The organism is Pseudomonas sp. GYB4201 (assembly GCF_056312595.1).
The window spans coordinates 18,730-45,085 of the sequence record NZ_JBWGIG010000027.1 but is presented as its reverse complement, the minus strand read 5'-3'; the positions used below and the strand labels follow the sequence as shown (position 1 = coordinate 45,085).

General features: G+C 65.2%; 22 protein-coding genes. All 22 read right to left on the bottom strand.

Going from position 1 to position 26,356, the window contains the following annotated elements; all coding sequences use genetic code 11:
* Position 1: 1 nt before the first annotated feature.
* Positions 2 to 331, bottom strand: coding sequence for a flagellar hook-basal body complex protein FliE (fliE, locus tag AC0Z2B_RS22695; protein ID WP_027981673.1), 330 nt, complete (start codon positions 329 to 331; stop codon positions 2 to 4).
* A gap of 256 nt (positions 332 to 587) precedes the next feature.
* The gene (locus AC0Z2B_RS22690; RefSeq protein ID WP_476299595.1) at positions 588 to 1,991 is read right to left on the bottom strand and encodes a sigma-54-dependent transcriptional regulator; all 1,404 of its coding nucleotides are present in this window, start codon (positions 1,989 to 1,991) and stop codon (positions 588 to 590) included.
* A 5-nt stretch (positions 1,992 to 1,996) separates the two neighbouring features.
* Complete coding sequence (locus tag AC0Z2B_RS22685) at positions 1,997 to 3,205, bottom strand: sensor histidine kinase (RefSeq protein WP_416426093.1); 1,209 nt, start codon at positions 3,203 to 3,205, stop codon at positions 1,997 to 1,999.
* Positions 3,206 to 3,438: 233 nt separating this feature from the next.
* A complete protein-coding gene (locus AC0Z2B_RS22680) occupies positions 3,439 to 4,914 on the bottom strand; it encodes a sigma-54 dependent transcriptional regulator (RefSeq protein WP_416426094.1) in 1,476 nt (491 codons plus the stop codon).
* A gap of 167 nt (positions 4,915 to 5,081) precedes the next feature.
* Positions 5,082 to 5,375: a flagellar protein FliT gene (gene fliT / locus AC0Z2B_RS22675; RefSeq protein ID WP_473003991.1), complete on the bottom strand. Its 294-nt coding sequence runs from the start codon at positions 5,373 to 5,375 to the stop codon at positions 5,082 to 5,084.
* 23 nt (positions 5,376 to 5,398) lie between these two features.
* Positions 5,399 to 5,794, bottom strand: coding sequence for a flagellar export chaperone FliS (gene fliS, locus AC0Z2B_RS22670; protein ID WP_277962281.1), 396 nt, complete (start codon positions 5,792 to 5,794; stop codon positions 5,399 to 5,401).
* Between the two features lie 158 nt (positions 5,795 to 5,952).
* On the bottom strand, positions 5,953 to 7,443 hold the full coding sequence (gene fliD / locus AC0Z2B_RS22665; RefSeq protein WP_476299592.1) for a flagellar filament capping protein FliD: 1,491 nt from the start codon (positions 7,441 to 7,443) through the stop codon (positions 5,953 to 5,955).
* A 95-nt stretch (positions 7,444 to 7,538) separates the two neighbouring features.
* The gene (locus AC0Z2B_RS22660) at positions 7,539 to 7,898 is read right to left on the bottom strand and encodes a flagellar protein FlaG (RefSeq protein WP_416426098.1); all 360 of its coding nucleotides are present in this window, start codon (positions 7,896 to 7,898) and stop codon (positions 7,539 to 7,541) included.
* 73 nt (positions 7,899 to 7,971) lie between these two features.
* Positions 7,972 to 8,820: a flagellin domain-containing protein gene (locus AC0Z2B_RS22655; protein ID WP_416426099.1), complete on the bottom strand. Its 849-nt coding sequence runs from the start codon at positions 8,818 to 8,820 to the stop codon at positions 7,972 to 7,974.
* A 1,133-nt stretch (positions 8,821 to 9,953) separates the two neighbouring features.
* The gene (locus AC0Z2B_RS22650; RefSeq protein WP_476299589.1) at positions 9,954 to 10,208 is read right to left on the bottom strand and encodes a hypothetical protein; all 255 of its coding nucleotides are present in this window, start codon (positions 10,206 to 10,208) and stop codon (positions 9,954 to 9,956) included.
* Complete coding sequence (locus AC0Z2B_RS22645; RefSeq protein WP_476299587.1) at positions 10,205 to 11,497, bottom strand: motility associated factor glycosyltransferase family protein; 1,293 nt, start codon at positions 11,495 to 11,497, stop codon at positions 10,205 to 10,207. Before AC0Z2B_RS22645 ends, AC0Z2B_RS22650 begins: the two co-directional genes overlap by 4 nt.
* A gap of 91 nt (positions 11,498 to 11,588) precedes the next feature.
* Positions 11,589 to 12,512 (bottom strand): ketoacyl-ACP synthase III, encoded by a 924-nt coding sequence (locus AC0Z2B_RS22640; protein WP_476299584.1) that lies wholly within the window; start codon positions 12,510 to 12,512, stop codon positions 11,589 to 11,591.
* A 248-nt stretch (positions 12,513 to 12,760) separates the two neighbouring features.
* Positions 12,761 to 13,813, bottom strand: coding sequence for a pseudaminic acid synthase (gene pseI, locus AC0Z2B_RS22635; protein ID WP_416426105.1), 1,053 nt, complete (start codon positions 13,811 to 13,813; stop codon positions 12,761 to 12,763).
* A 4-nt stretch (positions 13,814 to 13,817) separates the two neighbouring features.
* Entirely contained in the window at positions 13,818 to 14,864 is a 1,047-nt protein-coding gene (gene pseG / locus AC0Z2B_RS22630) for a UDP-2,4-diacetamido-2,4,6-trideoxy-beta-L-altropyranose hydrolase (RefSeq protein ID WP_476299582.1), read from the bottom strand.
* On the bottom strand, positions 14,861 to 15,562 hold the full coding sequence (pseF, locus tag AC0Z2B_RS22625) for a pseudaminic acid cytidylyltransferase (protein WP_476299580.1): 702 nt from the start codon (positions 15,560 to 15,562) through the stop codon (positions 14,861 to 14,863). The genes pseG and pseF overlap by 4 nt, the downstream gene beginning before the upstream one ends.
* Positions 15,559 to 16,719: a UDP-4-amino-4,6-dideoxy-N-acetyl-beta-L-altrosamine transaminase gene (gene pseC, locus AC0Z2B_RS22620; protein WP_476299577.1), complete on the bottom strand. Its 1,161-nt coding sequence runs from the start codon at positions 16,717 to 16,719 to the stop codon at positions 15,559 to 15,561. The genes pseF and pseC overlap by 4 nt, the downstream gene beginning before the upstream one ends.
* The gene (pseB, locus tag AC0Z2B_RS22615; RefSeq protein WP_416426110.1) at positions 16,716 to 17,717 is read right to left on the bottom strand and encodes a UDP-N-acetylglucosamine 4,6-dehydratase (inverting); all 1,002 of its coding nucleotides are present in this window, start codon (positions 17,715 to 17,717) and stop codon (positions 16,716 to 16,718) included. Before pseB ends, pseC begins: the two co-directional genes overlap by 4 nt.
* An 11-nt stretch (positions 17,718 to 17,728) precedes the next feature.
* Positions 17,729 to 20,047 (bottom strand): glycosyltransferase, encoded by a 2,319-nt coding sequence (locus tag AC0Z2B_RS22610; protein WP_476299575.1) that lies wholly within the window; start codon positions 20,045 to 20,047, stop codon positions 17,729 to 17,731.
* Positions 20,044 to 20,691, bottom strand: coding sequence for an acyltransferase (locus AC0Z2B_RS22605; RefSeq protein WP_416426112.1), 648 nt, complete (start codon positions 20,689 to 20,691; stop codon positions 20,044 to 20,046). The genes AC0Z2B_RS22610 and AC0Z2B_RS22605 overlap by 4 nt, the downstream gene beginning before the upstream one ends.
* Positions 20,692 to 20,706: 15 nt before the next feature.
* Positions 20,707 to 21,429, bottom strand: a complete 723-nt coding sequence (locus AC0Z2B_RS22600) for a methyltransferase domain-containing protein (RefSeq protein ID WP_476299573.1) — start codon at positions 21,427 to 21,429, stop codon at positions 20,707 to 20,709.
* Between the two features lie 2 nt (positions 21,430 to 21,431).
* Positions 21,432 to 22,550 carry a dTDP-4-amino-4,6-dideoxy-D-glucose aminotransferase VioA gene (gene vioA / locus AC0Z2B_RS22595; protein ID WP_416426114.1) on the bottom strand — a complete coding sequence of 373 codons (1,119 nt, stop codon included), beginning with the start codon at positions 22,548 to 22,550 and terminating at the stop codon, positions 21,432 to 21,434.
* Positions 22,551 to 22,690: 140 nt separating this feature from the next.
* Entirely contained in the window at positions 22,691 to 26,266 is a 3,576-nt protein-coding gene (locus AC0Z2B_RS22590) for a glycosyltransferase (protein ID WP_476299571.1), read from the bottom strand.
* Between the last annotated feature and the right edge of the window lie 90 nt (positions 26,267 to 26,356).

Sequence of the window (26,356 nt, the reverse complement as noted above, 5' to 3'; positions counted from 1 at the left end):
CTTATACCGGCATCTGCATAATGTCTTGATACGCCTGGACCAGCTTGTTGCGTACCTGGGTCAGCGCCTGGAACGACACGCTGGCTTTCTGCGACGCCACCATCACGTCGGTGATGTCGACGCCGCTCTTGCCGATCTCGAAGGCGTTGGCCAACTGGTCGGACGCCTGCTGGGTGTCGCTGACCTTGTTGACCGCATTGCCCAGCAAATCAGCAAAACTGCTGGTGCCGGCCACTTCTGGCGCGGCAGCAGTTTTGCTGGCACCCATGGCATCGGCCTGCATGGTGCGCATGTCCATAATCAGACGGTTGAATTCAATACCTTGGCTCATGGATCACTCTCTCCGACGGCCCGCAATTTTTTGACACTGTTACAACGGATACAAAGGAGGTAGCAACAAGGGTGCCAGCTCCTGAGCTCCATCACGAATTCGTTACAAAACAATCTCCCACACGTCGCCCATACGCCGTAGCCGCTGCCGAAGGCTGCGCTGGCCCGTGTGCGCACCCAAGAAATCCAGGGTGTAATTGCGGGCCAGCGCAGCCTGGCGGCAGCGGCTACAAGGGTTCGTGTCAGGGGTTAAATATTCAACTGGCGTACAGGCTGGCTTCCACGTCCATGCCCGCGTCACGCATCTGCGCCAGCTTGTAGCGCAGGGTGCGGGGGCTGATGCCCAGGCGCTCGGCGGCTTCCTTGCGGCGGCCGCGCTCGGTGCGCAGGGTGTCGATGATCAGCTGGAATTCCCGGCGGCGCAGGTCATCACCCAGGGCTCCGGCGGTTTCCGCCGGCAGCGCCGTCAAGGACTCGACGGCGGCGGGCGCGCTGCGCACGATGGACAGCGCCGGCGACGGCGCCACGCCCACCGGCCCGGCCAGGCAGAAGTCCTCGGCCTGGATCAGCCCGCCCTGCTGCAGGATCAACGCGCGCTGGATGGCATTGTCCAATTCGCGGACGTTGCCCGGCCAGGGGTAGCTCACCAGGCAGGCCTGGGCGCCCGGCGCCAGGCGCACGGCAGCGTGCTTCATTTTATTGACGTGCTTGGCCAGCAGGCGCTCGGCCAGTGGCAGAATGTCGGCGGTACGCTCGCGCAGCGGTTGCCAGGCCAACGGGAACACCGACAGGCGATAGAACAGGTCTTCACGGAAGCGCCCCGCCGCCACTTCGCCGGCCAGGTCGCGGTTGGTGGTAGCCACCACGCGAATGTCCAGGGCAATCGGCTTGCGCGCCCCTACCCGCTCCACTTCGCGCTCCTGCAACACCCGCAGCAGCTTGGCCTGCAGGCCCAGGGGCATCTCGGAAATCTCGTCGAGCAGCAGCGTGCCGCCGTCGGCCTGCTCGAACTTGCCCGCCTGCGCGGCAATGGCGCCGGTGAACGAGCCTTTCTCGTGGCCGAACAGCGTGGCTTCCAGCATGTTGTCGGGGATCGCCGCGCAGTTGATGGCAATGAACGGCCGGTTGGCGCGGTTGGACTGCTGGTGAATGTAGCGCGCCAGCACCTCCTTGCCGGTGCCGGACTCACCCGAGATCAGCACCGTGGAGTCGCTGCGCGCCACCCGTGCGGCCAGCTCCAGCAGCTTGGCACTGGCAGGCTCCACGGCCACCGGCCCCTCGCTTTCGGTAGCGCCCAGGCAACCCAGGGCATGCCGGGCCACCAGGTCCAGCAGGGCCTTGGGCAGGAACGGCTTGACCAGGTAATCGGCGGCGCCGGCACGCATGGCTTCCACTGCGCGATCCACCGCCGCATGGGCCGTCATCAACAGCACCGGCAATTGCGGCTGGCGCGCCCGCAGCTGGCACAGCAGCTGGTGGCCGTCCATGCCTGGCATGTTGACGTCGCTGATGACCATGCCGAACACCTCGCCGCCCACCGCCAGCAAGGCGTCCTCGGCGCTGCCCACCGCGCGGTAGTCGTAGCCGCCCAGCTCCAGGGTATCGCCCAGCGCCTCGCGCAGGGCCCGATCATCTTCGACCAGCAGGACCTTGATAGCCATCAGCGTTACTCCTGCACCGCACGGGTATGGATCAGTGGCAGCGTCACCAGCGCACAGGTGCCGCGGCCCAGCCGCGAACGAATCGCCAGCTCGCCCTGGTGGGCGCGGGACACGGCCTTGACCACGGCAAGGCCCAGGCCGGTGCCGGTGGTCTTGGTGGTGAAGAACGGCTCGCCCAGGCGCGCCAGCACCGCCGGCTCGATGCCGCTGCCGTTGTCGCTGATGGCCAGCCGCAATTGATGATCACGGGCGTACAAATGAATCTTCAGGTGGACCTGGCCGGGGCTGGACTGGATCGAGTTCTCCACCAGGTTCAGCAGCGCGCCCACCAGGGTGTCACGGTTGCACAGCAGCTCGCCGCGGGGGCAGTCGAACTGCCAGCGCACCGACAGGTCCTGCACGTGAGTATGGGCCGCCGCCTGCAGGGCCTCGAACAACGCTTGCGGCGTCAGGCGGTCGCTAAGCGGCAGCTCGCCACGGGCGAACACCAGCATGTCGCGCACCTGGTGTTCCAGCTCGTGCAGCCGTTCTTTCAGGCGGCCGGCAAAGCGCTGCTGGGTTTCCACCGGCAACGCCTGCTCCGTCAAATGGCTGGCGTAGAGCAGCGCGGCCGACAGCGGCGTGCGGATCTGGTGGGCCAGCGAAGCGACCATGCGGCCCAGGGACGACAGGCGTTCATGGCGCGCCAGCTGGTCCTGCAACCGCCGGGTTTCCGTCAGGTCGGTGAGCAGCACCAGCTGGCCCGGCTCGGCGTCCAGGGAACGGGTGGCGATGGACAGCCGGCGGCCGTCCTTCAAGGACACTTCGTGGCCGTCGTCCTCGCGGGGCGAGAAGCAGCGGGCAATTACCTGCCGCCACAGCATGCCTTCCAGCGGTTCGCCCAGCAGCAGGGTGGCGGCCGGGTTGGCCTCGCGCACCACGCCATGGCCGTCGATGACAATGACACCCCCGGGCAGCAGGTCCAGCAGGTGCTGCAGGCGGTTGGCCAGGCGCTCTTTCTCGGCCAGCTCGGCCATGCGCTGGGCGCTTACCACCGCCAGCTCGCCCTTGAGCTCGGCCACGCGGGCCTCGAGCATGCTGTAGGAGTCGCTGAGCTGCGTGGACATCTGGTTGAACAGCGCAAACGCCTGCTCAAGGCCAAGCCGGCTGGTTTGCTCGACGGAGGGTTGACCCTCGAGTTCAGGGGCGGTGGTCATGGGGGCGGCCTGTGGCATCGTGATCTCTCGCGTGGCATACCGTCATAAACGGGTATCGTGACTGACATGTAGCAATCGTCGTGCCGGATCATTTTGTACAGGGCATTACAGCGGCAAAGATTGGAATCATCCTTGATACAAATCAAGGAAAGCCAATAAGGACAGGGGCTTGCGGGGAAGGTAAAGGCGAGAAAAAAGCTACAAAGCCAGTCCGGCGGCGCATCCGTGCGCCGCTTGCGGGAACTCAGGCGTCAATCATCTGTCTGATCATCGCCCTCGCGGCGACTCATGCCGTACTTGCGCATTTTTTCCACCAGGGTAGTACGGCGGATACGCAGGCGTTCGGCGGCACGGGCGACAATACCGTTGGCGTCATCCAGCGCCTGCTGGATCAGGCCCTGCTCCAGGCCACCGAGGTAGTCCTTGAGGTCCAGGCCTTCGGGCGGCAGCATGGCGCCAGTGGTGAAGTCCGGGGTATGGCCGTTGATGGCCACGCGTTCTTCGAGGTCGCTGCGCAGGCTGTCGACCATCTGCTCGTCTTCGTCGTCGACGTAGCGGAATTTCTTCGGCAGCTCGGCGACGCCGATCACCCCGTACGGATGCATGATGGCCATGCGTTCCACCAGGTTGGCCAGTTCGCGCACGTTGCCCGGCCAGCCGTGACGGCACAGCGACATGATGGCCGCGGAGTTGAAGCGAATGGAGCCGCGCTTTTCATGTTCCATGCGCGAGATCAGTTCGTTCATCAGCAACGGAATGTCTTCGACACGCTCGCGCAGCGGCGCCATTTCGATCGGGAACACGTTCAGGCGGTAGTACAGGTCCTCGCGGAAAGTACCCACCTCGATCATGCTTTCCAGGTTCTTGTGCGTGGCAGCGATGATGCGCACGTCGATGCTCTGGGTCTTGTTGCTGCCCACGCGCTCGAAGGTGCGCTCCTGCAGCACGCGCAGCAACTTGACCTGCATCGGCAGCGGCATGTCGCCGATCTCGTCGAGGAACAGCGTACCGCCGTTGGCCAGCTCGAAGCGCCCGGCGCGGCTGGTGATGGCACCGGTGAAGGCGCCCTTCTCGTGGCCGAACAGTTCGCTTTCCAGCAGCTCGGCGGGAATGGCCCCGCAGTTGACCGGCACGAACGGCGCGTCGCGACGCTTGGAATGGTAGTGCAGGTTGCGCGCCACCACTTCCTTGCCGGTACCCGACTCGCCGAGGATCAGCACGCTGGCGTCGGTGTCGGCCACCTGCTGCATCATCTGGCGCACGTGCTGGATGGCACGGCTGGTACCGACCAGGCTGCGGAACAGGTTGGGCTCGCGCTGCCGGCCGCGCTCGCGGGCCTGGTCATACATCTCGCGGTAGACCTGGGCGCGGTGCAGGCTGTCGAGGAGCTTGCTGTAGCTGGGCGGCATTTCCAGGCTGGAAAGCACGCGCCGGCGCAAGTCTTCCGGCAGGTCGCCGGTGGCCGTATCACCTAAAAGCAGCACCGGAAGGAACTCATCCCACCCAGCGATGGTCTTAAGCAAGCCCTGAAGGTTACCGGGCGCGTTTACAGTCCCCACGAGGACGCACAGCACTTCCCGGTTCGACGACAACGAATCGACCACCTGCTGCCAGTCGCCACTGGTGCAGGGCAAATTTTCTTCGCCAAGAAAATTGAGTATCACCGCCAGGTCCCGGCGGCGAACGCTATCGTCATCGATTAGCAGAATTTTGGTTTCACGCCACATGCAATAGCAACTTCCCTAGTCAACTCGATGCCCGCTATGGGCAAGCTAGACGAAAATCGGCCTGGTTTGGCCTTTAGACGCCTGAAGAAAGTAAACAGCTACTAGTTAAGTCAAAAAAGCGAATACAGTCAAATTTATGGCGCATTACTTCTGATCAACCGAGCAAATTAACGGAACAGATGGTAAACCTTTGCAGCGTTGTGCGCATGTTTCAGTTGTGACATCTCGTCGACTATTGCCTTGCGCTCGCCCTGGCTAGCCTCCAGCAACTGGCGATACACGGCCAGCAAACCCTCGAGTTTGCTGCGCAACTGCTCCTCGTCCGCCTGGTCCTCGGTCATCAGCGCATCGACGCAAGCCCGGCACTGGCGATCCAGCTCGCGAATGGCTTCCCAATCACGCGCCGCCAATGCATCGGTCAGGGCATGGCTGGTGTGTTCAATACGTTGCAGCGCACTCATGTCGACTTCCTCAGACATTGGCCTTACTCGACGTTGGCAATGGCGTCCCAGCCACTCTTCACGGTAATCAGCAAACGCGCCACTTCATCGATCATCTCCGGATCGTTCTTGCGGTTGGCTTCGCCCAGGCGCTGCATCATATAAGCATACAGTGCATCCAGGTCTTGCAGCGAGGCCGGGTCGCCGCCGCTTTTCTCGGGGTCCAGGCCAGTGCGCAGGCCACCGATGATCTCGATGGCCTTGCTCAGCATGAGGCCCTTCTGCGCAATCTGGCCACGGCTCAGTGCGCCCTTGGCTTGCGCCAGGCGGTCGAGCCCACCTTCCATGAGCATCTGCACCAGGCGGTGCGGGCTCGCCTCGGAGGTCTGCGCCACGGAGCTGACCTTCTGATATTGGCGAAGGGCTTTCATGGGATTCATGTTGCTTCCTCGTTACACGTCAACGGTGATGTGTGCTTGCATGACTATTGTGTCGACTGGCCCGCAAAAAACTTTAGCCTGCCTGCGCCACGGCCTCAAACGACAAAAGCCCGGGCCGCCTTTGACAGCGGTTCCGGGCCCATGGCGGTGCGGCGTGATCAGCTCGACGACTTGGTGTTCAGGGCGTTCAAGGTGGTCATGACGCTGGTGCTGGTGGCGTTGAGCTGGGCCACCAGGGTGTCCATCTGGGTGTACTTGGCGGTCAGCGTGGTGGTCAGGGCGTCCATCCGCGAATCGAGGTCGGTCTGCTGGTTTTGCAGATCAGTCGTGGTGGCAGCATAGGCCTTGATCCGGGTCTCGAGAATGCCACCGGTCTGGGTGTACGGCGTAATTACCGAGGTCAGGCGGGTCAGCAACCCGTCGGTGCCCACGAACAGGCTGGCGACGTTGCCAGCGTTGGTGGTCATGGCCGTGTCCCAGGTGGTCGAGTTCATCAGCAGCGTGCCGTCTTCCTGGGTGCTGATACCCAGTTGCGACAGCACGCTGAGGTTGCCACTGGTGGTGCTCGACTTGGTCAACTGCCCCTGGATGGAAGCCAGCAGCGAACGGATACCCGAGTCACCGGTCAGCGCGCCGGCCGTGGTGGTGGCCGAGGTGCTGGTACTGGAGGTGGCACCGGTCGAGGTCACCGCGGTCTGCGCCGAGACCGCCAGCATCAGCGCGTTGTAGGCACTGACAAAGGTGGTCACCGAGGTTTTCATGTCGTCAGTGCTGGAACCCACCGTGATGGTGCTGGTGCCCGGGTTACCCGACGAGTCACTGCCACCGGTGAGGTTGATGGTCACGCCGCTGATGGCCGTCGTCAGGGTGTTGCTGGAGCTGGTCATGTTGTCCAGGCCGTCGATCGAATAGATCGCGTCCTGAGGCAGCTTGCCCAGGTAGCCGGCACCCGTGCTGGAGCCCGCCTGGGTACCATCGATTGCCAGGGCATCGATGCCACTCATCGACAGGCCGGTGTTGGCGCCCGTGGTGGTCGACGACAGCACCAGGCGCGAAGCACCGGTGGAGTCGGTCACCAGGTTGGCGGTGACGCCGTCGGACTGCAGCTGGGTGTTGATAGCATCCCGCACACCAGACAACGACGTGTTGGCCGCCAGCGAAACGCTGTAGGAGGTGCCGTTGGCCTGGGTGATGCTCAGCGTCGTCGCCGCAGTGTTCATCACCGTGCTCGAACCACCGCTGACCGCCGCGGTGGTCACCTTCGAGGCGGTCGCCAACTGCGTGACCGTCAGGTCATAGGTACCTGCGGCAGCCGAGTTGCTGGAGGTTGCCGTTGCCACCGAAGTATTGGACGACGTCGCCGCCAGCCCGGTGAACGAGTTGACATCGTTCAACGCCGCCATCGCGGTGGTGAACGTCTTCAACGCCGTGTTCACGGTATCCACCGCCGCACTGAGGGCGGAGGTAGTGGAAAGCTGCGCGGTGATCTGCGTCTGCTTGGGCGCCTTCTGGGCGTTCACCAACGCTTCGACAATACTCGAGGTATCGATACCCGAACCCACGCCACTGACGGTGATGCCGCCCGAACTGCTGACGGATGTCGTGCCCGTGGTACTGGTCGAACTCGTGGTGCTGGAAGTAGTGGTCATGGTTGAACTCCCGTTCCGGCGGCTGTCGACTTTTTGACAAAACGCCTATCGTAAGCTGATTTCTACAGAATCAAACAAGTCTCGTGCCAACACGCTCAGACTTGCGTATCAAACAGCACACTGTTGCCTTCTTTCAGGCTCTGCGCCAATTTCAAGGCGGTTTCCGACGGAATCTGCCGGACAACCTCGCCACTCTCGGTGGCGATGACCTTGACCACCACCTGGTGGGTAGTGTCATCAATGGAGAACTGCAGGTTGCGCTGCGTCGAGTCGACGAAGGCCTGCATGTCCTTCACTGCTTTATCCAATTCTGCCCGCTCTGGCTGTTTGCCGGTGGCGGTGCTGGTCTTGCCGTCGGTCGCGGTGGCGGCGGTCGCCACTGGCGCAGCGGGAGTTGCCGCCGCCTGGGTCACAACCTGGGGGTAAGACGCGTTCAATTTGACGCTCATGTCCATGTCCGTCACCTCGAAAATGTGAAAAAACGAAAGGGCACTCGTGAGCACCCTTCCGTTCAACTAGCCGTTGCTATTACTGAAGCAGCTTCAGTACAGCGGATGGCAGTTGGTTGGCTTGCGACAGGATCGCGGTGGAAGCCGACTGCAGAGTTTGTTGCTTGGTCAGTTCAGCGGTTTCAGCAGCGAAGTCAGCATCCTGAATGGTCGAACGCGAAGCGGTAGCGTTCGAAACGATGTTGTTCAGGTTGGAGATGGTGCTGGCGAAACGGTTTTGCTTGGCACCCAGGTCAGCACGTGCACTGTTGATGGTGGACAGTGCGGCGTCGATCGCGGAGATCGAGGCGTCGACGTTGGTGTGAGCGGTGGTGTTGTCCGAACCCGAGATCGAGGTGGACGACAGGCCCAGGCCGCTGGCCGAGAAGTCGCCGGTCAGGGACAGGGTGATGTGCTGGTCGGAACCAGTCATCGCGCCAACCTGGAACTCCAGGGTCGAAGCCGAACCGTCCAGCAGTTTCATGCCGGTACCGAAAGTGGTCGAAGTCGAGATACGAGTCAGTTCCTGGCTCATCTGGTCGTATTCGGCGTTCAGCGAAGTACGGTCAGCGGTGCTGTTGGAGTCGTTTCGGGACTGAACGGCCAGTTCACGCATACGTTGCAGGATGTTGGTCGATTCTTGCAGAGCGCCTTCAGCGGTCTGGGCGATCGAGATACCGTCGTTGGCGTTCTTGGTAGCAGTGGTCAGACCGTTGATCTGAGTGGTCAGACGGCTGGCAATTTGCAGACCGGCAGCGTCGTCTTTGGCGCTGTTGATTTTCAGGCCGGAAGACAGACGAGTCATAGCGGTGGACAGGGAGCTGGCGGCGTTGTTCAGGTTGTTCTGAACGGTCAGCGAAGCGATGTTAGTGTTTACAGTCAAAGCCATGACGAATTCCTCGATGGGTGGGTGCAGCGGCTTCCGGCCCTGGCAACCGCCGGGTGTGGCCTAGAGAACCTTCGTAATAGTTATCGTCGTGATGGGAAGTTGCTTGAGGGTCTTTTCTGAAAAAAAATGCCATCAGTGGGCAAACCCCTGTAAACCGGGGCTTCCAGCCCGGCCGACGATTCATTTGGCTGCACCTTTCCAGGTATCGACTGTGACACAGATCACATTTTTTGCGCCGAGTGATCCCGGCGGCAGAGGTTTGACGATAGACCAGCCCACCAAGGCTGCAGTGCCACTTTCGTGACGCCGATCACGATTCGGAGGCTGGGCTGCGCTTTTGATCTGCTGTAGACCTTGATCTGGCTTTTGATCTTGATCAGGCTTTTGATCTTGATCAGGCTTTTGATCTTGATCTGGCTTTTGATCTGCTGTTGATCTGGCTCTTGATCTTGATTGTATGCCCCGTAAAGCGCCCGGGCCGACTGGAGGCGTCGATCAACGGGCTGCCCGAAGGGCCGAGGCCGCAGGCCGAAGAGACGGTAACCCGCAGGCTTCTATAGCGGGTGCCGTCTGCCCGTTGAGCGGCGCCGGAAGGAGGGGACCCGTAGCGCAGCGGAGGGCCCAAGCAGGGGCAAGCCCTTTTTGCTTCCTTTTTGGCTGGGCCGGCACACCGGGCGACTGCCAAAAAGTGAGTCGGCGTAAGGCCGAAACGGTCGGTGGCCGCACCACGAAAATGGATATGTTCGAAATCGCCGAAGCGGGATACAGAATTCGCGAACATATCCATTACTACGGGTGATGCACAATCACCTTTTCGGCCTTACGCCGAGTCACTTTTTGACAGACGCCTCAAAAAGTAACCAAAAAAGGCTTGCCCCTGCTTGGTCCCTCCGCTTCGCTGCGGGTCCCCTCCCTCCGGCGTCGCCCAAGCGGCCGACGGCCCGGAATAGAAGCGCCTCCGGTTCCGTCTTCCCCGGCTACGCCGTGGACCGCTCGGCCAACGCCTCCAGTCGGCCCTGGCGCTTTACGGGGCACACAATCAAGATCAAAGGCCTCACGGGATCAAGATCAAGATCAAGATCAAGATCAAGATCAAGATCAAGAGCAGCCGGTGCCTCGCTTGAGTGCTGTTTTTAGCGCAAAAGTTGCACCAACTCATACTCCAGATAATCCGCCAACCCCAACCAATCCTGCCCTTCCTGACACACCAGAATCTGCCCCAACACCGCCTGCCACTGCTGTTGCAACGGCACCGACGCCCCCTCGAACAACGGCATCACCGCACCAAACACCTCCACCATCACCAACGCCGCCTCGACATCCCGCCCCAGGCGGAACAGGTGCGCGCAGTGGACCGCCGCCGCCCGGTGTTGCTCGAAACCACTCATTGGCACCACTCCGGATCGAAACGCGTGCCGGCGATCATCGCCCCGGCACGGCTGGTGTTGAAGAACGGCACCTGCGGGTGGCCGGCGATGAAGCGCTCAAGCTCCACCAGGTAGCTGCGGAAGTTGAGCTGGGTGCGCACGCGCTGGCCGTGGCCGTCGAGCACCCAGTGGCGGGCCGCCTGCAATTGCGGCCCCAGGTCGCCGTCGCCCCAGCCGGCGTGGGTCTTGTCGCCCGGGAAGGCGAAGTCGGCGCCGAACAGGGCCACCCGCCCTGCCCCCATCTTCACCGCCAGGTCCACCGCCGGGTGGATGACGCTGCCGCCCACGTAGAGGCTGGCCTTGGGCAGCTGCTCGCGCAATTGCGCATACACCGGGCTGCTGGAATAGCCGACATGCCGCGGCCCCTGCCAGCTTTCCAGCAGCGCGCGTTCCAGCAGCGGCAGGTACACCAGCCCCACGGCCGCAGAGCCTTCGGCCGGCAGGTGGCGGCTGCTGATGCGCTGGTCGATGCTGACCACCAGGTCTGGGACGATACCCTGGGCCAGCAAAGGCCGGTAGGCGGTGTCGACGCAGATGAAGAACGGCCGCTGGGCGCGTTCACGCACGCGCTTCAACGCGGCGAAGTGCTGCTCCAGGCTCGGCCCGGTGGCAATCACGAAGAACTCGCGGCCCGGCTGGCTGGCGAATAGCTCAGCCACGTCGGGGTCGCGCTGCAGCAAGGGTACGGCGTGTTGCAGGCGCTCGGCGATTTCCGGGTCTTGCACGGTGAAATCACGGTTGTTGAACGCCAGGTGCACCTCGCTGATCAGGCGGTCGCGGATCTTCGCGTTGTAGTCGTCGGCCAGCACCAGCTCGGCGGGCAAGGCGAAGAACGGCAGGCAGATCTCGGCGTGGTCACCGGCCATCACCAGCTCGACCCGGGGGTCCTTGAGCCAGTCGCCCTGGTCGAGGATTTGCACCACCAGGGCGAAAATCGCGCTGTTGAGGATGTGCACGGTCAGGCGCTGCAACACGGGGCGCTGCAGCAAGGCCAGCTGCAGGTCACCCAGGCCGGTGCCATAGACGTGCACATGGGCGGCATCGGCCGGCACGGTGGCCGCTTGCAGCTGCGCCTCGGCCACCCGGTCGTGGCGGCTGGTGAGCTGCACGCCATTGACGCTCAGGGTCGACCCCAGCCCTTCCACCAGTTGCGCGGGGACGGTCTCGGGATTTTCCAGTTGCAGGCGGGTGAACAGCGAAGGCCAGCGCGTTTGCAGCAGCTGTGCGTTGCGCTGGGGGATATCGGTCATGGTGGGGCGGCCCTGATGGTACGTTCAGCCGTAAAGCGTACCAGAAGCCGCAAACAACGGGGGGAGCTGGCTTGCCAGCTCCCCCAGGCACTCAGCGATAGAGAATCGCCGAACCCCAGGACAGGCCTACGCCGAAGCCACTGATGGCCACGCGTTTCCACTTGGCGTCCATCACGTGCTTTTCCAGCAGCAGCGGCACGCTGGAGGAGACGGTGTTGCCGGTCTCGACCATGTCCTTGATGAATTTCTCCGGCTCTTCCTCGAAGCGCCGCGCCACGGCGTCGACGATGGCCGCGCTGCCCTGGTGGATGCAGAACGCGTCGATGTCGGCGGACTTGAGGCCCGACTCATCCAGCAGCTCGTGCAGGTGAGCTGGCACTTTCAGCAGCGCGAAGTTGAACACCTGGCGGCCGTTCATGAAGAACACGCCGTCGGTGACCTTCAGGTGCGGTGCACCCGAACCGTCGGTGCCGAACTTGGCCTTGCCCAGCTGCCAGACGGCGTCTTCGCCCATCCAGGTAGCCGTGGCCGCGTCGCCGAAGAGCATGGTGGTGTTGCGGTCTTCGGGGTCGACGATCTTCGAATACGGGTCGGCGGTGATCAGCAGGCCGTTCTTCAGGCCCGCGGCTTCCATGAAGCCCTTCATCGCGTAGATTCCGTAGACGTAGCCGGAGCAGCCCAGGGAAATATCGAACGCGGCCACGTGGGTCGGCAGGCCCAGCTTGTCCTGGACGATGGCCGCGGTGTGCGGCAGGCCTTCCTCGTCACCGTTCTGGGTGACGACGATCAGCGCATCGATGGACTCGCGCGACAGCTCGGGGTTATTCGCAAACAGAGCGTTGACCGCTTCGACACACAGGTCGGAGGTCTCCTGGCCGGCGTCTTTGCGCGGCAGGAAAGCGGAGCCGATCTTGCCCAGGATGAACTCTTCGTCCTTGGCAAACTTGGCACCCTGGGCGTAGTTATCAAGGCCTTCGGAAGGCACGTAACTCGCTATGCTTTTTATGCCAATCATCATGGCTTCCCAATAATAAAGAGCTAAATATCACCGCTCGCATGATCGAGGGGCGCCAACAAAACCGGGATGTGCATCACCCGCGCGGGGGCGAAAACAGGCGACGCCGGGGCCGAAAAACTCGGCCGACCAGGGTCACTGCGCCCTTGTCACCCAACAACAGGTTACAGTGGAGATGCGCGTTATGACTCATAGGTCACGTTGATTCAACATGATTTCGAGTTTTTTGGCCATGCTTAAGGCGCGGTTCAGTCGATCATTGACCAATCCAGCGCCATGCCCCGGGCCAGAGGGCGCCGTGCCGCGCGGCCCAGCACGGCGTCCAGGTGCCGGGGCGCCAGGCCCAGGCCCGGACGAATGGCACGCACGTTGTCGCGGGTCAGCGCCTCGCCCGCCGCCACGTCACGCACCACGTACAGCGAGCGGCGGTACACCAGCGACTTCTGTTCGGCGCGGGTGGCGCCGTACTGCACCTGCCCCAGCGCCTGCCAGGCACGCTCGGTCTCGGTGACCAGGCTGGCCAGCTCGGCCGGCTCCAGCGAGAAGCTGGCGTCCACCCCACCGGCGCTGCGGTCCAGGGTGAAGTGCTTTTCCACCACGCTGGCGCCCAGGGCCACCGCCGCCACGGCGGCGCCCACGCCCATGGTGTGGTCCGAGAGGCCGACTTCGCAGCCAAACAGCTCGCGCATGTGGGCGATAGTGCGCAGGTGGGTGTTGAGCGGCGACGCCGGGTAGGTGCTGGTGCACTTGAGCAGGATCAGGTCGCGGCAGCCGGCGGCACGGGCCGCGCGCACGCTTTCGTCAAGCTCGGCCACCGTGGCCATGCCGGTGGAGATGATCAGCGGCTTGCCGGTAGCGGCGGCCTTGCGAATCAGCGGCAGGTCGGTGTTTTCGAAACTGGCGATCTTGTAGGCCGGCACGTCGAGGCTTTCGAGGAAGTCGACGGCGGTCTCATCGAACGGCGAGGAGAATGCCAGCATGCCGTGGCTTTTCGCCCGCTCGAAAATCGGCGCATGCCATTCCCACGGCGTGTGCGCCTGCTGGTACAGCGCATACAGCGAGGTGTCGGCCCACAGGCTGTCCGGGTCGCTGATGCGGAACTCGCCCTGGTCGATGTCCAGGGTCATGGTGTCGGCGGTGTAGGTCTGCAGCTTCAACGCATGGGCGCCCGCCTGGGCAGCAGCGTCGACGATGGCCAGGGCGCGCTCCAGGGACTGGTTGTGGTTGCCGCTCATCTCAGCGATGACAAAGGGTGGCGCGTCGGTACCGATGGCGCGGTGGCCGATGGAGAAACGTGGCATGGTCTTATCCTTGGGACGGGGCGGCGGCGAACAGGGCCCAGGCCAGGCGCAGGGCGCCCAGGCCATCCACCAGCGCGCGGGAATTTTCGGCCAGCGCGCGGCGGCGCCCGGCGTCATCGAGCAGGCCCAGCACGGCCTGGCGCAAGGCCTGGCTGCTGACCTCGGCGGCATCGCCCAGGTAGACGTGCGCCCTGGCGTGGGCCATCAGTTCGGCGTTGGCCTGCTGGTTGTGGGCCACGGCCATGCACAGGGTCGGCAGGCCCATGGCCGCGCGCTCCCAGCTGGTACCGCCGCCGGCGCCGATGAACAGGTCGGCGGTGGCCATCAGCGCGGCGAAATCCTCGACGAAACCGTGCAGCACCCAGTTCGGCCGCGTGGCCACGTAGGCCTGCAAATGCTCCCAGTCGGGGGTGCCGTGGCCGGTGACGAAGTCCACTTCAAGGTCGGTCAGGCCGTCCAGGGCGGCCATGGCCTTGAGCGTGTTGCCGCTGGCGTCGAAGCCACCGAAGTTGACCAGCACGCGCTGCACCCGCGGGCGTATCGACACGCGCAGGGCCTCGAAGGCCGGGCCCAGCAACGCATGGCGCGGGCCGAAATAGGTGGTGCAACCGGGCGCCAGCAGGCCCTGGTAGGCCTCGGCGCTGGCGGTGAGGTTCTGGTCCAGCAACAGGTCGGCGCTGTGCTTGCGGTTCGCCAGGTCATCAATGGCCATGACCCGCGGCGCGAACGCCCGCGCCGCGGTTTCCCAGCGCGCGTCCAGGCCATAGTGATCGACGATCACCCAGTCGAAGCGGCCGACGTGCTTCAGCGCATCGATGTCCGCCTGCCAGGGCAGCAGCACTTCGATGTCGTCGCTGCCGGGGCCCGGCTTCATGGCATAGGTGCCCCAGCCTTGCGCCGCCAGGTCGACCAGGCGGTGGCCCGGCAAGGTCAGGCTGGCGAAGGTCACCTGGGCGCCCTGCTTGTGCAGGTACCGCGCCAGAGTCAGGCAGCGGGCCACATGGCCGCTGCCGATGACCCGGGACGCATCGGCACGAATCAACACCTTCACAGCTTCAACTCCCCAGCCGCCTCGAGCGCGGCAAATAGATATTCAGCACGGCGCCAGTCTTCCGGCGTGTCGATGTCCTGCACCCGGTGGCGCGGCAGCATGATCGGCAGGCTGTGCCCGGCGAACATCGGCAGGCCTTGCAACCAGGCGTCGCGGTGCCCCCAGTAGAACTGGCCGGCGTCGTGCCAGGCCGGCACCAGGTCCTGGGAGCGGGTCTGGTTGAACTGCGGGTACAGCGCGGCAACGCCGCCCTGCCCATCCAGCTGCAAGGCACGCTGCACCGGGAAGGCGAAGCTGCACACCGAGAAGGCAAAGCGTTTTTCAGGGGCGGCCTGCAAGGCCGCCAAGCCCTGCTGCAGGTCAGCGGGCAACAGCATGGGCGCGGTGGCATAGATACAACAGGCCAACTCATGGGCGTTGCCCAGTGCCTGCAACGCGTGCTGCACCACGGCGGTGGTGCCGGTGTGGTGGTCGGCCAGCGCCGCCGGGCGCCGGAACGGCACCTGGGCGCCATGGGCGCGGGCCACCTCGGCGATCTCGTCGTCATCGGTGCTGACCACCACCTCGTCGAACAGGCCGCTGGCCAGCGCCGCGCGGATCGACCAGGCCATGATCGGCTGGCCGCCGAACAGCTTGAGGTTCTTGCGCGGTATGCGCTGGCTGCCGCCGCGGGCGGGAATGATCGCGACCCGGCTCACGGACGGATGATCCGCTGCAGGGTGGCCACCACCTGGTCTTGCTCGGCGTCGCTCATGACCGCGAACAGCGGCAGGCTGATCGCCTCGCCGTAGTACCGCTCGGCCTCGGGGAAATCACCGAGGGCAAAGCCCAGGCTGCGGTAATAGGGCTGCAGGTGCACGGGGATGTAATGCAGTTGCACGCCAATGCCCGCCGCGCGCAGGGCTTCGAACACCTCGCGGTGGCCCAGGGCAATGTGCGGCAGGTTCAGGCGCACCACGTACAAGTGCCAGGCCGACTCGGCGTCGGCCTGGGCAGCGGGCAGCACCAGCGGCAGCTCGCGCAGCAGCTGGTCGTAGCGCGCCGCCAATTGCCGGCGGCGCGCCACGAAGGCGTCGAGTTTGTGCAGCTGCGACAGCCCCAGCGCCGCCTGGATGTCGGTCATGCGGTAATTGAAGCCCAGCTCCACCTGCTGGTAATACCAGGGGCCGTGGCTGGGCTCATCCATGTCCACCGCGTCGCGGGTCATGCCATGGCTGCGCAGGCGCTTAAGGCGCGCGGCCAGCTCCGGGCTGTTGGTCATGACCATGCCGCCCTCGCCGGTGGTGATGATTTTCACCGGGTGGAAGCTGAACACGGTCATGGCCGCGAACTCGCCGCAGCCGGTTGGCCGCCCGGCATAACGCGCGCCCACGGCATGGGCGGCGTCCTCGATCAGGCAGAAACCGTAGCGCCGGGCCAGCTCGGCGATGGCCCGCAGGTCGCAGCTCTGGCCGGCGAAGGCCACCGCCACCACCACCTTGGGCAGGCGCCCCTGCTGCTCGGCCAGCGCCAGCTTGGCCGCCAATTTGCCGGCATCCAGGTTCAGGGTGCGCGGGTCGATGTCGACGAAGTCCACCTGGGCGCCACAGTAACGGCCGCAATTGGCCGACGCCAGGAAGGTGTTCGGCGAGGTCCACAGCCAGTCGCCCTCGCCCAGGCCAGCCGCCAGGCACGCCAGGTGCAGGGCGGCAGTGGCGTTGCACACGGCCACGCCGTGGCCGGCCTGGCAGTAGGCGGCCATGGCCTGCTCGAAGCGCTCCAGCGTGGGCCCCTGGGTGAGCCAGTCCGATTGCAGCACCTGCACCACCGCGGCCACGTCGGCGTCATCGATGCTCTGGCGGCCGTAGGGGATCACGGCAGCAGTTCCGCGTGCAGGCGGGCGATCTGCGCCACGTCGAGGAATTGCGGGTTGATGTCGGAACGGTACTCGAAGTCCTCGCTCACCGCCCTGCCCTGCTCGCCCAGGCCATCCACGGCAAAATCGATGTCGGTGTGGGTGAAGCGGATCGACGGCTGGATGGTGTAGTGATCGTCGAATTCGAGGGTGGCGCGCGCGTCGTCCAGGGGCACCATCAGCTCATGCAGCTTCTCGCCCGGGCGGATGCCCACCAGGGTCTGCGGCAGTTCGGGGGCCATGGCGCTGGCCAGGTCGACGATGCGGATGGAGGGGATCTTGGGCACGAAGATTTCGCCACCGTGCATGCGCGCGAAGCTGTCCAGCACGAACTGCACGCCGTGGTCCAGGGTGATCCAGAAGCGCGTCATGCGCGGGTCGGTGATGGGCAGCTCGCGCGCCTTTTCACTGATCAGCTTGCTGAAGAACGGCACCACCGAGCCACGGGAGCCGGCGACGTTGCCGTAGCGCACCACGGCAAAACGGGTCTGCTGGTCGCCGGCGATGTTGTTGGCGGCCACGAACAGTTTGTCCGACAGCAGCTTGGTGGCGCCGTACAGGTTGATCGGGCTGGCGGCCTTGTCGGTGGACAGCGCAACGACCTTTTTCACGCCATTGTCGATGGCGGCGGCAATCACATTCTCGGCGCCGTTGACGTTGGTGCGGATGCATTCGGTGGGGTTGTACTCCGCCGCCGGCACCTGCTTGAGCGCCGCGGCGTGGACCACGTAGTCGATGCCGCGCATGGCCACGCGCAAGCGCTCGGCGTCACGCACGTCACCGATGAAGTAGCGCATGCAGGGGGCGTTGAAGCTCTGCTGCATTTCGTACTGCTTGAGCTCGTCGCGGGAGAACACCACCACGCGCTTGGGCTGGTACTGCTCCAGCAGGCGACGGATGAAATTGCGACCGAAGGAGCCGGTGCCGCCGGTGATGAAGATTGATTTGCCGTTGAACATAAGTGTTTTCCTTACTCTGTGTCGCGCATGAGCGTCGCTTGCACCGCCCGCACCGCCAGGCGGCCCGAGGCCGTGATGCGGGCGCACAGGTCCTGCTGGGCCTCACGCAGGCCGACGTCCTGGGCCAGGCCGTCGAACGCCTCGAACAACGCCCGCGGCAGCAGCATGGCGCCCGGCGCCAGCACCGCGCGCTCCTGGTCCAGCGCAATGCCGCGCAACACGCCGGTCACCGGCACGTCGCCTTCGTCCAGCCAGTGGCCGCGGCCGTCCACCTGCGCCGCCGCCACCACGCCCACTTCCGGGCGCTGCCCGTGGTTGAGCAGGGCTTGCAGCCACTGGTCGCCGACCACCGCGCAGTGGGGGTCCATCAGCAGGAGGTAATCGCCGCGCGCCTGGGTACGCGCCACCTGGTTGATCACCGCCGCCTCCCGTTGCTGGGCGTGGCGCAGCACCTGGATCTTGGGGTCGGCCAGCGCCTGCACCTGCGCCAGCCAGTCGTTGGCACCCGGCGCGGTATCGAGCAGCAGCAGCTCAAGGTTGGCATAGCTGCTGTGCTTGATCAGGCTGGTGACGCAGCGTTGCAGTTGTGGCAACGGGCCGCCGGCCGGGATCAGGATCGACACCGAGGGCTGCGCCGGATGGCCGTAGGTGACGTGGTAGTGGCCCGGCACCGGCTCGCCGAGGTTGCACTGGGCATAGCCACGATTGCGCAGGTGGCGGGTCAGCACCTCGCGCTCCTGGGCGTTGCTGCGCGGCGCCTGGGCCGCACTGACCAGCAGCGCCTCGTCGACGTGGCCGATGCCCTGCATGCCGCCGTGTTCCACCAGCCGCAGGATCAGGTCCAGGTCCAGCGCGTCGGCACATTCCGGGGCAAAGCCACCCACTGCCTGCACGGCCTCGCGGGCAAACAGCCAATGCCGCGCCATCACTTGCGGCAGGCTCAGCAGCAGGTCCAGGTCAAAGTCGGGGCGCGGCGCCAGTTGCAGCGCGCCATTGGCCAGGCGCTGCAGGCCATCGGCGAACACCGCCCGGCAACCCTGGGCGCCCAGCAGTTCATGGGCCACGCGCCACAGGCCGTCAGCGGTCATTTCGACGCCGGCCTCCACGCGCAGCAGCCAGTCGAACTCGAAGCGCTCGAGCACGCCGTTGAGCACCTGGCCCTGGTTGGCCGCGTCAGCCGGTAACCAGAACAGCCCTTGGGCGGCGTCATCCGCAGGCAGGCTGGCCGCCGCGCTGAGCACCACCACTTGCAGGCGCAGTTGCGCCAGGCTGTCCTGCCCCAGGCTCATCAGCGTCTGCATCAGCGCCGGCTGCTCGTCCTTCAGGTCGCTGACCACCACCAGCAGGCGTGGGCCGCCCTGGTGGTCGTGCAACTGCCGGGTGATCTGCTGGCGGCGCAGCGCCGACAGCTCGCGGGCCTGCAACCAGCGCTCCACCGGGTCGTTGGAACGTGGCGTGTGGCGGCCGATGAAGCTGCCCAGCAGGTCCATTTCCTTGAACTGCGTGGGGCGGCTCAGGTCGGCCACCTGCACGAACGGCGTCTGCGCGGCGGGGCGCAGCCAGCCGCTGGCGGCGATCTGCTCACGGAACAGGTCGTGGTAGCGCTCGGCGATGGCCGGGGTGTCGCGGCCGGCACGGCTGTACTGGGTCTCGGAGACGCGGAAATACGACAAGGTGCGTTCCAGGATCGCCACATGGCCGTGCTGCAGCAGCTTCACGTAGATGGCCAGGTCGCCCACCCAATGGATCTCGTGGCCGTTGACGTTGTAGAGGCCTTCGGGCACCAGGGCCATCAGGTCCGCGCGCCGGCACATCACCGAGCTCGGCTCGCCGATGAAGTTCAGCGTGTACAAGCCCTGGAACGCCACCACCTCGCGGCCATCCAGCACCACGTCGCGGTTGAACGGCAGCAAGGTCGCCTGGATATCGCTCATCCAGCGGCCCGCCTCGTCGATGCGACGGCGGCGCGACGAGACGATCGAGAGGCCGGGGGTGGTCTCGAACACGTCGACCATGATGCGCGCGCAATCGGGCACGATCAGGTCATCGTCGAACAGGAACTTGATGTACTCGCCCTGCGCCTTGTGCAGGCACTGGGTGACGTTGGCGATCTCACCCAGCGGTTGCGGGTTGCGCCAGTAGTGCACGGGCCAGCGGCTGAGGGGCGCGAGACGGCGGACGATCTCGCCAATGGCGTCGTCCGGGCAATCGTCGCACACGATGATTTCGACCTCATCGTGGTTCTGGCGCATGGCGCTGGTGAGCGCCTCTTCGAAGTAGGTCGCCTTGTAGGCAGGGATAAGAATGCTGACCAGCCGGGAGGACGTCATCGGGACACCTTGGAATACGTGGGATCACTGTCGGCCAGGCTTGGGTCGAGCAGATAGTCGTTGAACTGCGAGGGGAGCAAGGGCGCGAACGGGCGCTCGATGATCAGCTGGGTTTCCTTGGCCAGGATCAGGCTGGAGTCGCGGGTCTTGATGCGCCGCGCCGGGGCACCGACACACACGCCCCAGGGCTCCAGGTTCTTGCCCACCACGGCCCCCGCGCCCACGGCGCAGCCTTCGCCGATGCTGACGCCAGGCATGACCACGGCGTTGGCGCCGATGATCGCGTGGCGGCCAATGTGCACCGAGGCGCGTTCCACGCAGCGGTACTCGGGCGGCACGCAAGGGTTGGTCAGGCCACCGCCGAGGAAGTCCTCACTGCCGCACAGGATGCGCACGCCCGAGGACAGGCCACTGAAGTCTTCCAGCACCACCACGCCGCCACCCGAGATCGAGGTGAACGAGGCGATGTGCACGTAGCTGCCGATGAAGATCGGCGCCGTGGCATAGATGAACACGTAGTCATCGATGATCACGTTGCTGCCGATGCTGATGAACTCGCGCCCATAGAGCTTGGCCCCAGGGAAGATCCGCACGTTTTCACCGAGGGCGCGGAAGCCGAGATTTTTTTCTTCGAGTCTAGACACGACGATACTCCCTGGTCATTTGCGCCCCACATAGAGCACCGAACGCTCGGTGATACCGTGGCGGGTGAAGCTGGCGGCGCTGAAGTCCGCGTGGCTCAGCGCCTGCATGTGGAAGCCGGCGTCGCCCAGGCGTGCGAGGAAGTCCGCGCGGCAGTACATGCGCACGTGGTCGTCCTGGCCAAAGCGCGCCCAACGCTCGTCGACGCTGGCCTCGTTGGGGTCTTCGTCGGTCTCGGTGGCGGTGGTCAGGATCGGCACCATGAGGATCGCCACGCCACCCGGCGCCAGCACCCGGTGCAGCTCGGCCATGGCGCGACGGTCGTCCGGCACGTGTTCGAGCACGTGGGAGCAGACGATGAAGTCGAACGTGGCGTCCGGGTACAGGCTCATGTCCTGCAGGTCGACCTTGTCATCGGCCAGCGGCGAGAACAGGTCCGCAGAGCGGTAGACGCTGTCGGGAATCTGCTTGAGGAACGCCGACAGCACCGGTGCCGGCGCGATATCGAGGATGCGCAAGGGACCCTGGCCGGTGCGCTTCAGGTGCTGCTCGACAAACAGCGCGTAGAGGCGGTCGCGGTCCGAGGACTGGCAGTGGGGGCAGCTGTACTGGCCGACGTTGAGGGTCTCGAAATCCTCCAGCGAGTAGAACACCCGCAGGCGCTGGAACACCTCGAAGAAACTCGCCGGCAAGGGCATGAAATTGGCGAAGCGGGCACGGCACAGGGGGCAGGAGCGCATGGTCAATGGGTCTCGTCGGCAGCAGCACGAAGCAGGTCGATGATGCGTTGCAGCACCTCATCGCCAAGGCTGTCGAAAATGGGCAGGCAGAGGATACGGCTGGAAACATCCCGGGCCACCGGCAGGCGTTCTTCACGCGCTGATTCAAGGCCGCGGTACATGGGGAAATCGGAAATCAGCGGGTAGAAGTAGCGGCGCACCAGGATGTCGTGCTCGCGGAAACGCTCGTACAGGGCATCGCGGCTCAAGGGGAAGTCATCGCCCACCAGGATCGGGAAATAGGCGTAGTTGTGGCCGGGGCGGTCGTCCCAGGCGCAACGGATGCCCTTCAAGCCCGCCAGGCCCTTGCGGTACAGGCCGTCGATGCGCTGGCGGCGCGCCAGGGCGCCGTCGATGTGCTTGAGTTGCAGCAGGCCGAACGCAGCATTGATCTCGCTCATCTTGCCGTTGATGCCCGGCGCCATCACCGTCACTTCATCGGCGAACCCGAAGTTCTTCAGGTAGTTGATGCGCTGCTTGATCTTGGCGTCGGGGCAGACAATGGCGCCGCCTTCGAAGGTGTTGAACACCTTGGTGGCGTGGAAGCTGAGGATCGACAGGTCGCCGTGGCGCAAAATGCTGGTGCCTTCCTGGCGCACGGCAAAGGCGTGGGCGGCGTCGTAGATGACCTTCAGGCCATAGGTGTCGGCGATGCGCTGAATGGCGTCGACGTTGCACGGCACGCCGTAGCAATGCACCGGCAGGATGGCCGTGGTCGCCGGCGTGATGGCCTCTTCCAGCCGCGCCGGGTCAAGGTTGTAGGTGTGCGGGCAGATATCGACGAACACCGGCTTGACGCTGTTCCACAGCAGCGAGTGCGCGGTGGCCACGAACGAGTACGGCGTGGTGATCACTTCGCCAGTGATGCGCAGCGCCTGCAACGCCGTGACCAGCGCCAGGGTGCCATTGGCAAACAGGCACAGGTGCTCCACCCCCAGGTAGTCCGCCAGGGCCTGCTCCAACTGCTCGTGGAACGGACCGGCATTGGTCAAGCGCTTGCTTTCCCAGATGGCCTCCAGGTAGGGAATGAACTCTTCCAGGGGCGGCAACAGCGGGCTGGTAACGGGGGTCTGGCTGGACATGGGGTGTTCACCGCTCTGAGCACTTCTTACGGGTGCGCTCGCCATGAAAATGACGGTGGCGCGAATGCAGAGGGGTGAAGCAAGAAGCCGGCCACAATGGACGACAGGCCCGCGCGGCCTGCCGTCCAGCGGCTATCGGGTCACGGCTGCCAGGCGCGCAACCATTGCTGCAGGGCGTCGCCGTGCAGCACGAAGTTGTCCATCACGGTCTGGCGCAAGGCGTCGCCCATTTTCGCGCTGGCGTCCAGGTCCGCCAGGTGCATGCGGATCGCCTCCAGCCACTCGTGGGTGCTGTTGGTCATGACCCGGGTCACGGGGAAGTCGCTGGCATAGCTGCGGGTGGCGGTGCACACCACCGGGTAGCCGCAGGCGCCGTACTCCAGCAGCCGCAGGTTGCTCTTGCAGTCGTTGAAGATGTGCTGCTCCAACGGCGCCAGCGCCAGGTCCAGGTTCAGGCTGGCCATTTTCTGCGGGTACAGGTCCAGTGGCACCGAGGGGTGGTACTCGTGCACATACGGCATCAGTTCCGGCGGGCACATGCCCAGGAACACCCACTCCACTTCGTCGGCCAAGGCCTTGACCACGTCCTTGATCAGCAACAGGTCGCCGGTGTGGCTGGTGCCGCCGCCCCAGCCCACGCGCGGCTTGCGCCCCACGCGGCGCTGGCTGGCCAGGCCGCTCCAGCGGTCGGGGGCGAGCATGTTCGGCACCACGCGGATGTCGGTGTGCATGCTGGACATGGCGTCCGCCAGCGACTGGGTGGACACCACCAGGCGGTCGCACAGGCCCACGCCGCGCGCCAGGGTCTGGCGGATGTCGCTGGACAGGTAGCGCCGGTGCTCGTTGAGCTTGGGCACGTCCAGCAGGTAGTCGTCGATCTCGAACACCCGGAACGCCCGGGAGAATTCCTTGACCTGGCGGATGCCTTCCACCGGGCCCGCGCTGTAGCGGCCCTGGAAGATGATGGTGTCGGGGTCGATGCGCTCGATCTCGAGGATCGACGGCGTACCGAAGTTGAGCACCCGGGTCGCCAGCCCTGCCCGTTCCAGCTCGAACAACGGCTGGATCAGCCGGTAATGGCCCACGGCGCCCTTGTTGATCGGCAGGCCGAGGATGTGCGGCAGCGCCTGGCGGGCGAACGGCTGCCAGCCGCTGCGCAGGCCCACGTGCATGGTGAAGCTGGCGCCCACCAGGCTCAGGTTCTTGTTGTAGGCCGGGTCGCGGGCCAGCTTCGGCAGCCAGGCGTGGAACGCCGCGCGCTGGGCCTGGCGCCAGTCCTGCAGGGCTTGCGGGTCGGCAGCCTGCTCGTGACGGCGCAGTTGCAGGCGCGCGAACGGCGTCCACACCACCAGGTAGCCGCTCTGGCCGGCGCGCAGGCACAGGTCGACATCGGCGAAGGCATGGCCCAGGTCGCCCTCGGCCAGCCCGCCCAGTTCATCGAACAGGGCCTTGTCGATCAGCAGGCACTGCAGGCTGACCGCGCTGTAGTTCTGCACCACTTGCAAACGGTGCATGTAGCCAGGGGCGTTCACCGGGTCACCGACAAACACCGCACCCACGGCGCCGCGCAGGCCCAGCACCAGGCCGGCGTGCTCGACGGTGCCGTTCGGCGCCTGCAGGCGCGCGCCCACCACGCCAACCTCATGGCGACGGGCGTGCTGCAGCATCTCGTCCAGCCAGGCGCCGTCGATCACCATGCAGTCCTGGCTGAGGGTCAGCAGGTACTGGCCGCGCGCCTGGGCCGCGCCCAGGTTGAGCATGGCCGGCAACGCCGTGGCCGCTGGCGCGTCGACGACGCGCAGCTTGGCGCCACCGACCTCGGCCATCGCCTGCAGCCAGTCGCGGGCGTCGGCCGGCTCATCGGCGGCGCTGACGATCAGCACCTCGAAGTGACCGTAGGCGGTGTGCGTCAACAGGCTTTCCAGGCACGCCTGCAAGGCGCCCAACCGGCCCTGGCTGGCGATGACCACCGAGACCAGCGGCTGGCCGGCGTGCTGGTAGCGAATACGGTTGATCAGGCGGATATCGGACGACTGGATGTCGTGGGCAAGCCCCAGGCGCTGCAGGTGCCGGCCGACCATCTGCGCGTTGCCTTCACGCACGCTGGCCTCGCCCAGCCAGGCGGCAAAGTGCGGCCGGGCGTGCAGCAGCACCTCGCCGATGTGCTCCACGCAATGGGGGCCGTGGCTTTCCACCAGGCGGAAGATCAGGTCGTGGGGGCTCAGCTCGACCAGGCCGGCGGCAAACCCGCCCTGGGCAATCAGCCCGGCCCGGCTGAACGCCAGGCCGCGGCCCACGTAGGGGTAGCTGCGCAGCAGGTCCAGGTTGAAGTCGGGGCGGAACACCGGCGCACGATGGCCGACGTCTTCCAGGGCGTCTTCGTCCCAGTAGCAGGCCTGCATGGCGTCGCGCACGGCAATGCGCTCGGCCAACAGCAGCAACGCGTGTTCGCTCAGGCGGTCGCCGGCGCGCAGCAGGCAGAACCAGTCGTAGCCGTCCAGCTCCTGCAGCATGCTGTTCAGTTGCAGCGGCCAGTCCGCCTGCAGCGGCATGTTCAGGGTGTTGCCGATGATGGTCGGCTCTTGCGCCGTGCTGGACAGCACCAGGATGGCCTCGGCCGACCAGGTCTGCTGGCCCAGGCTTTCCAGGGTGGCGTGCAGCGCCTCTTCGCCCTGGTTGTCGATGATCACCGCGATGATCTTCGCCTGGCGCGGCCAGGTGTCGACCCGGGCGGGCAAATGCTGGCGCTGGTCGGCGGAGAAATCGCGGCACTGCAGCCACTGTTCGTACACGGCGTCGTAGTGGTCGCAATCCACGCCGACGAACTCGCGCATGGTTTCCGCCTGCACGCCGAACATGCGCCCCAGGGCCACCTCTTTCCATTCCGGCGCCGGTTCAGTGCTGTTGAGCAGCAGGTGGCGCACGCCACCGACCTTCTCCGCGCGCTCTTCCTTGCGGCCGGCCAGCAGCTGCAACAGGGCGTGCAGTTCGGCCTGGCGGGCGGCTTCCAGGTCGCTGATGTCGGCGAGGCGCAGCGGCGTCAGGCGCTCCACCGACAGGTACTGGTCCACCAGCGCCAGGTCGCCCTTGCGCAGCAGGCAGGTGTAAAGGGTGAGGTCGAGCAGCACCTCGAACGGCGCTTTCTTGTCGGTGAGCGCCGGCATCAGCCGCGCCACTTCGGCGCGGCGCATGATCACGTTGCTCAGGCCGCCGATGAAGTTGGTTGGCCACACCTCGAACATCGACACCAGGTCGAAGCCGTTGAACCGCGCATCACCGGCCACGTAGCCGAAGTTTTCCATGCGGTTGGGCATGATGCGGTTGTCGGCGTCGGAGAAGTAGCGCTGGCTGGCGGCAAGGCTGACGCCGGGGAAGCGCACCAGCAGGTCCACCACCCGCGGGGTGTGCTCGGGCATCAGCCAGTCTTCGTCGTAGAGCACCTTGATGAACTCGCCCTTGGCCTGGCGCACGCACTCGTTGATGGTGAGGTTGCGCCCCAGGCGCCGGGCGTTGCGCACATAGCGCAAGGCCACGTGCGCCGGCAGCTCGGCGCGCAGCGCCTGCACGGCATCGCGCACTTCCTGGCCCTGGGTGTCATCACAGACCAGCACTTCGAGGTTGGGGTAGTTCTGGCTCACCGCGCTGCGCAGGGCACGCGGGAAGTTCTCGGGATCAAGCGCGGGAATGGCGATGCTGACAAGCGGAGTGGATTTCATGCCGCGGGACTCACTCGACGGTCATCGGACGACAACCGGATACGGATAAAAATACGGCGCCAGGCTCGACCCGGTGAAGGGTCGCGAATG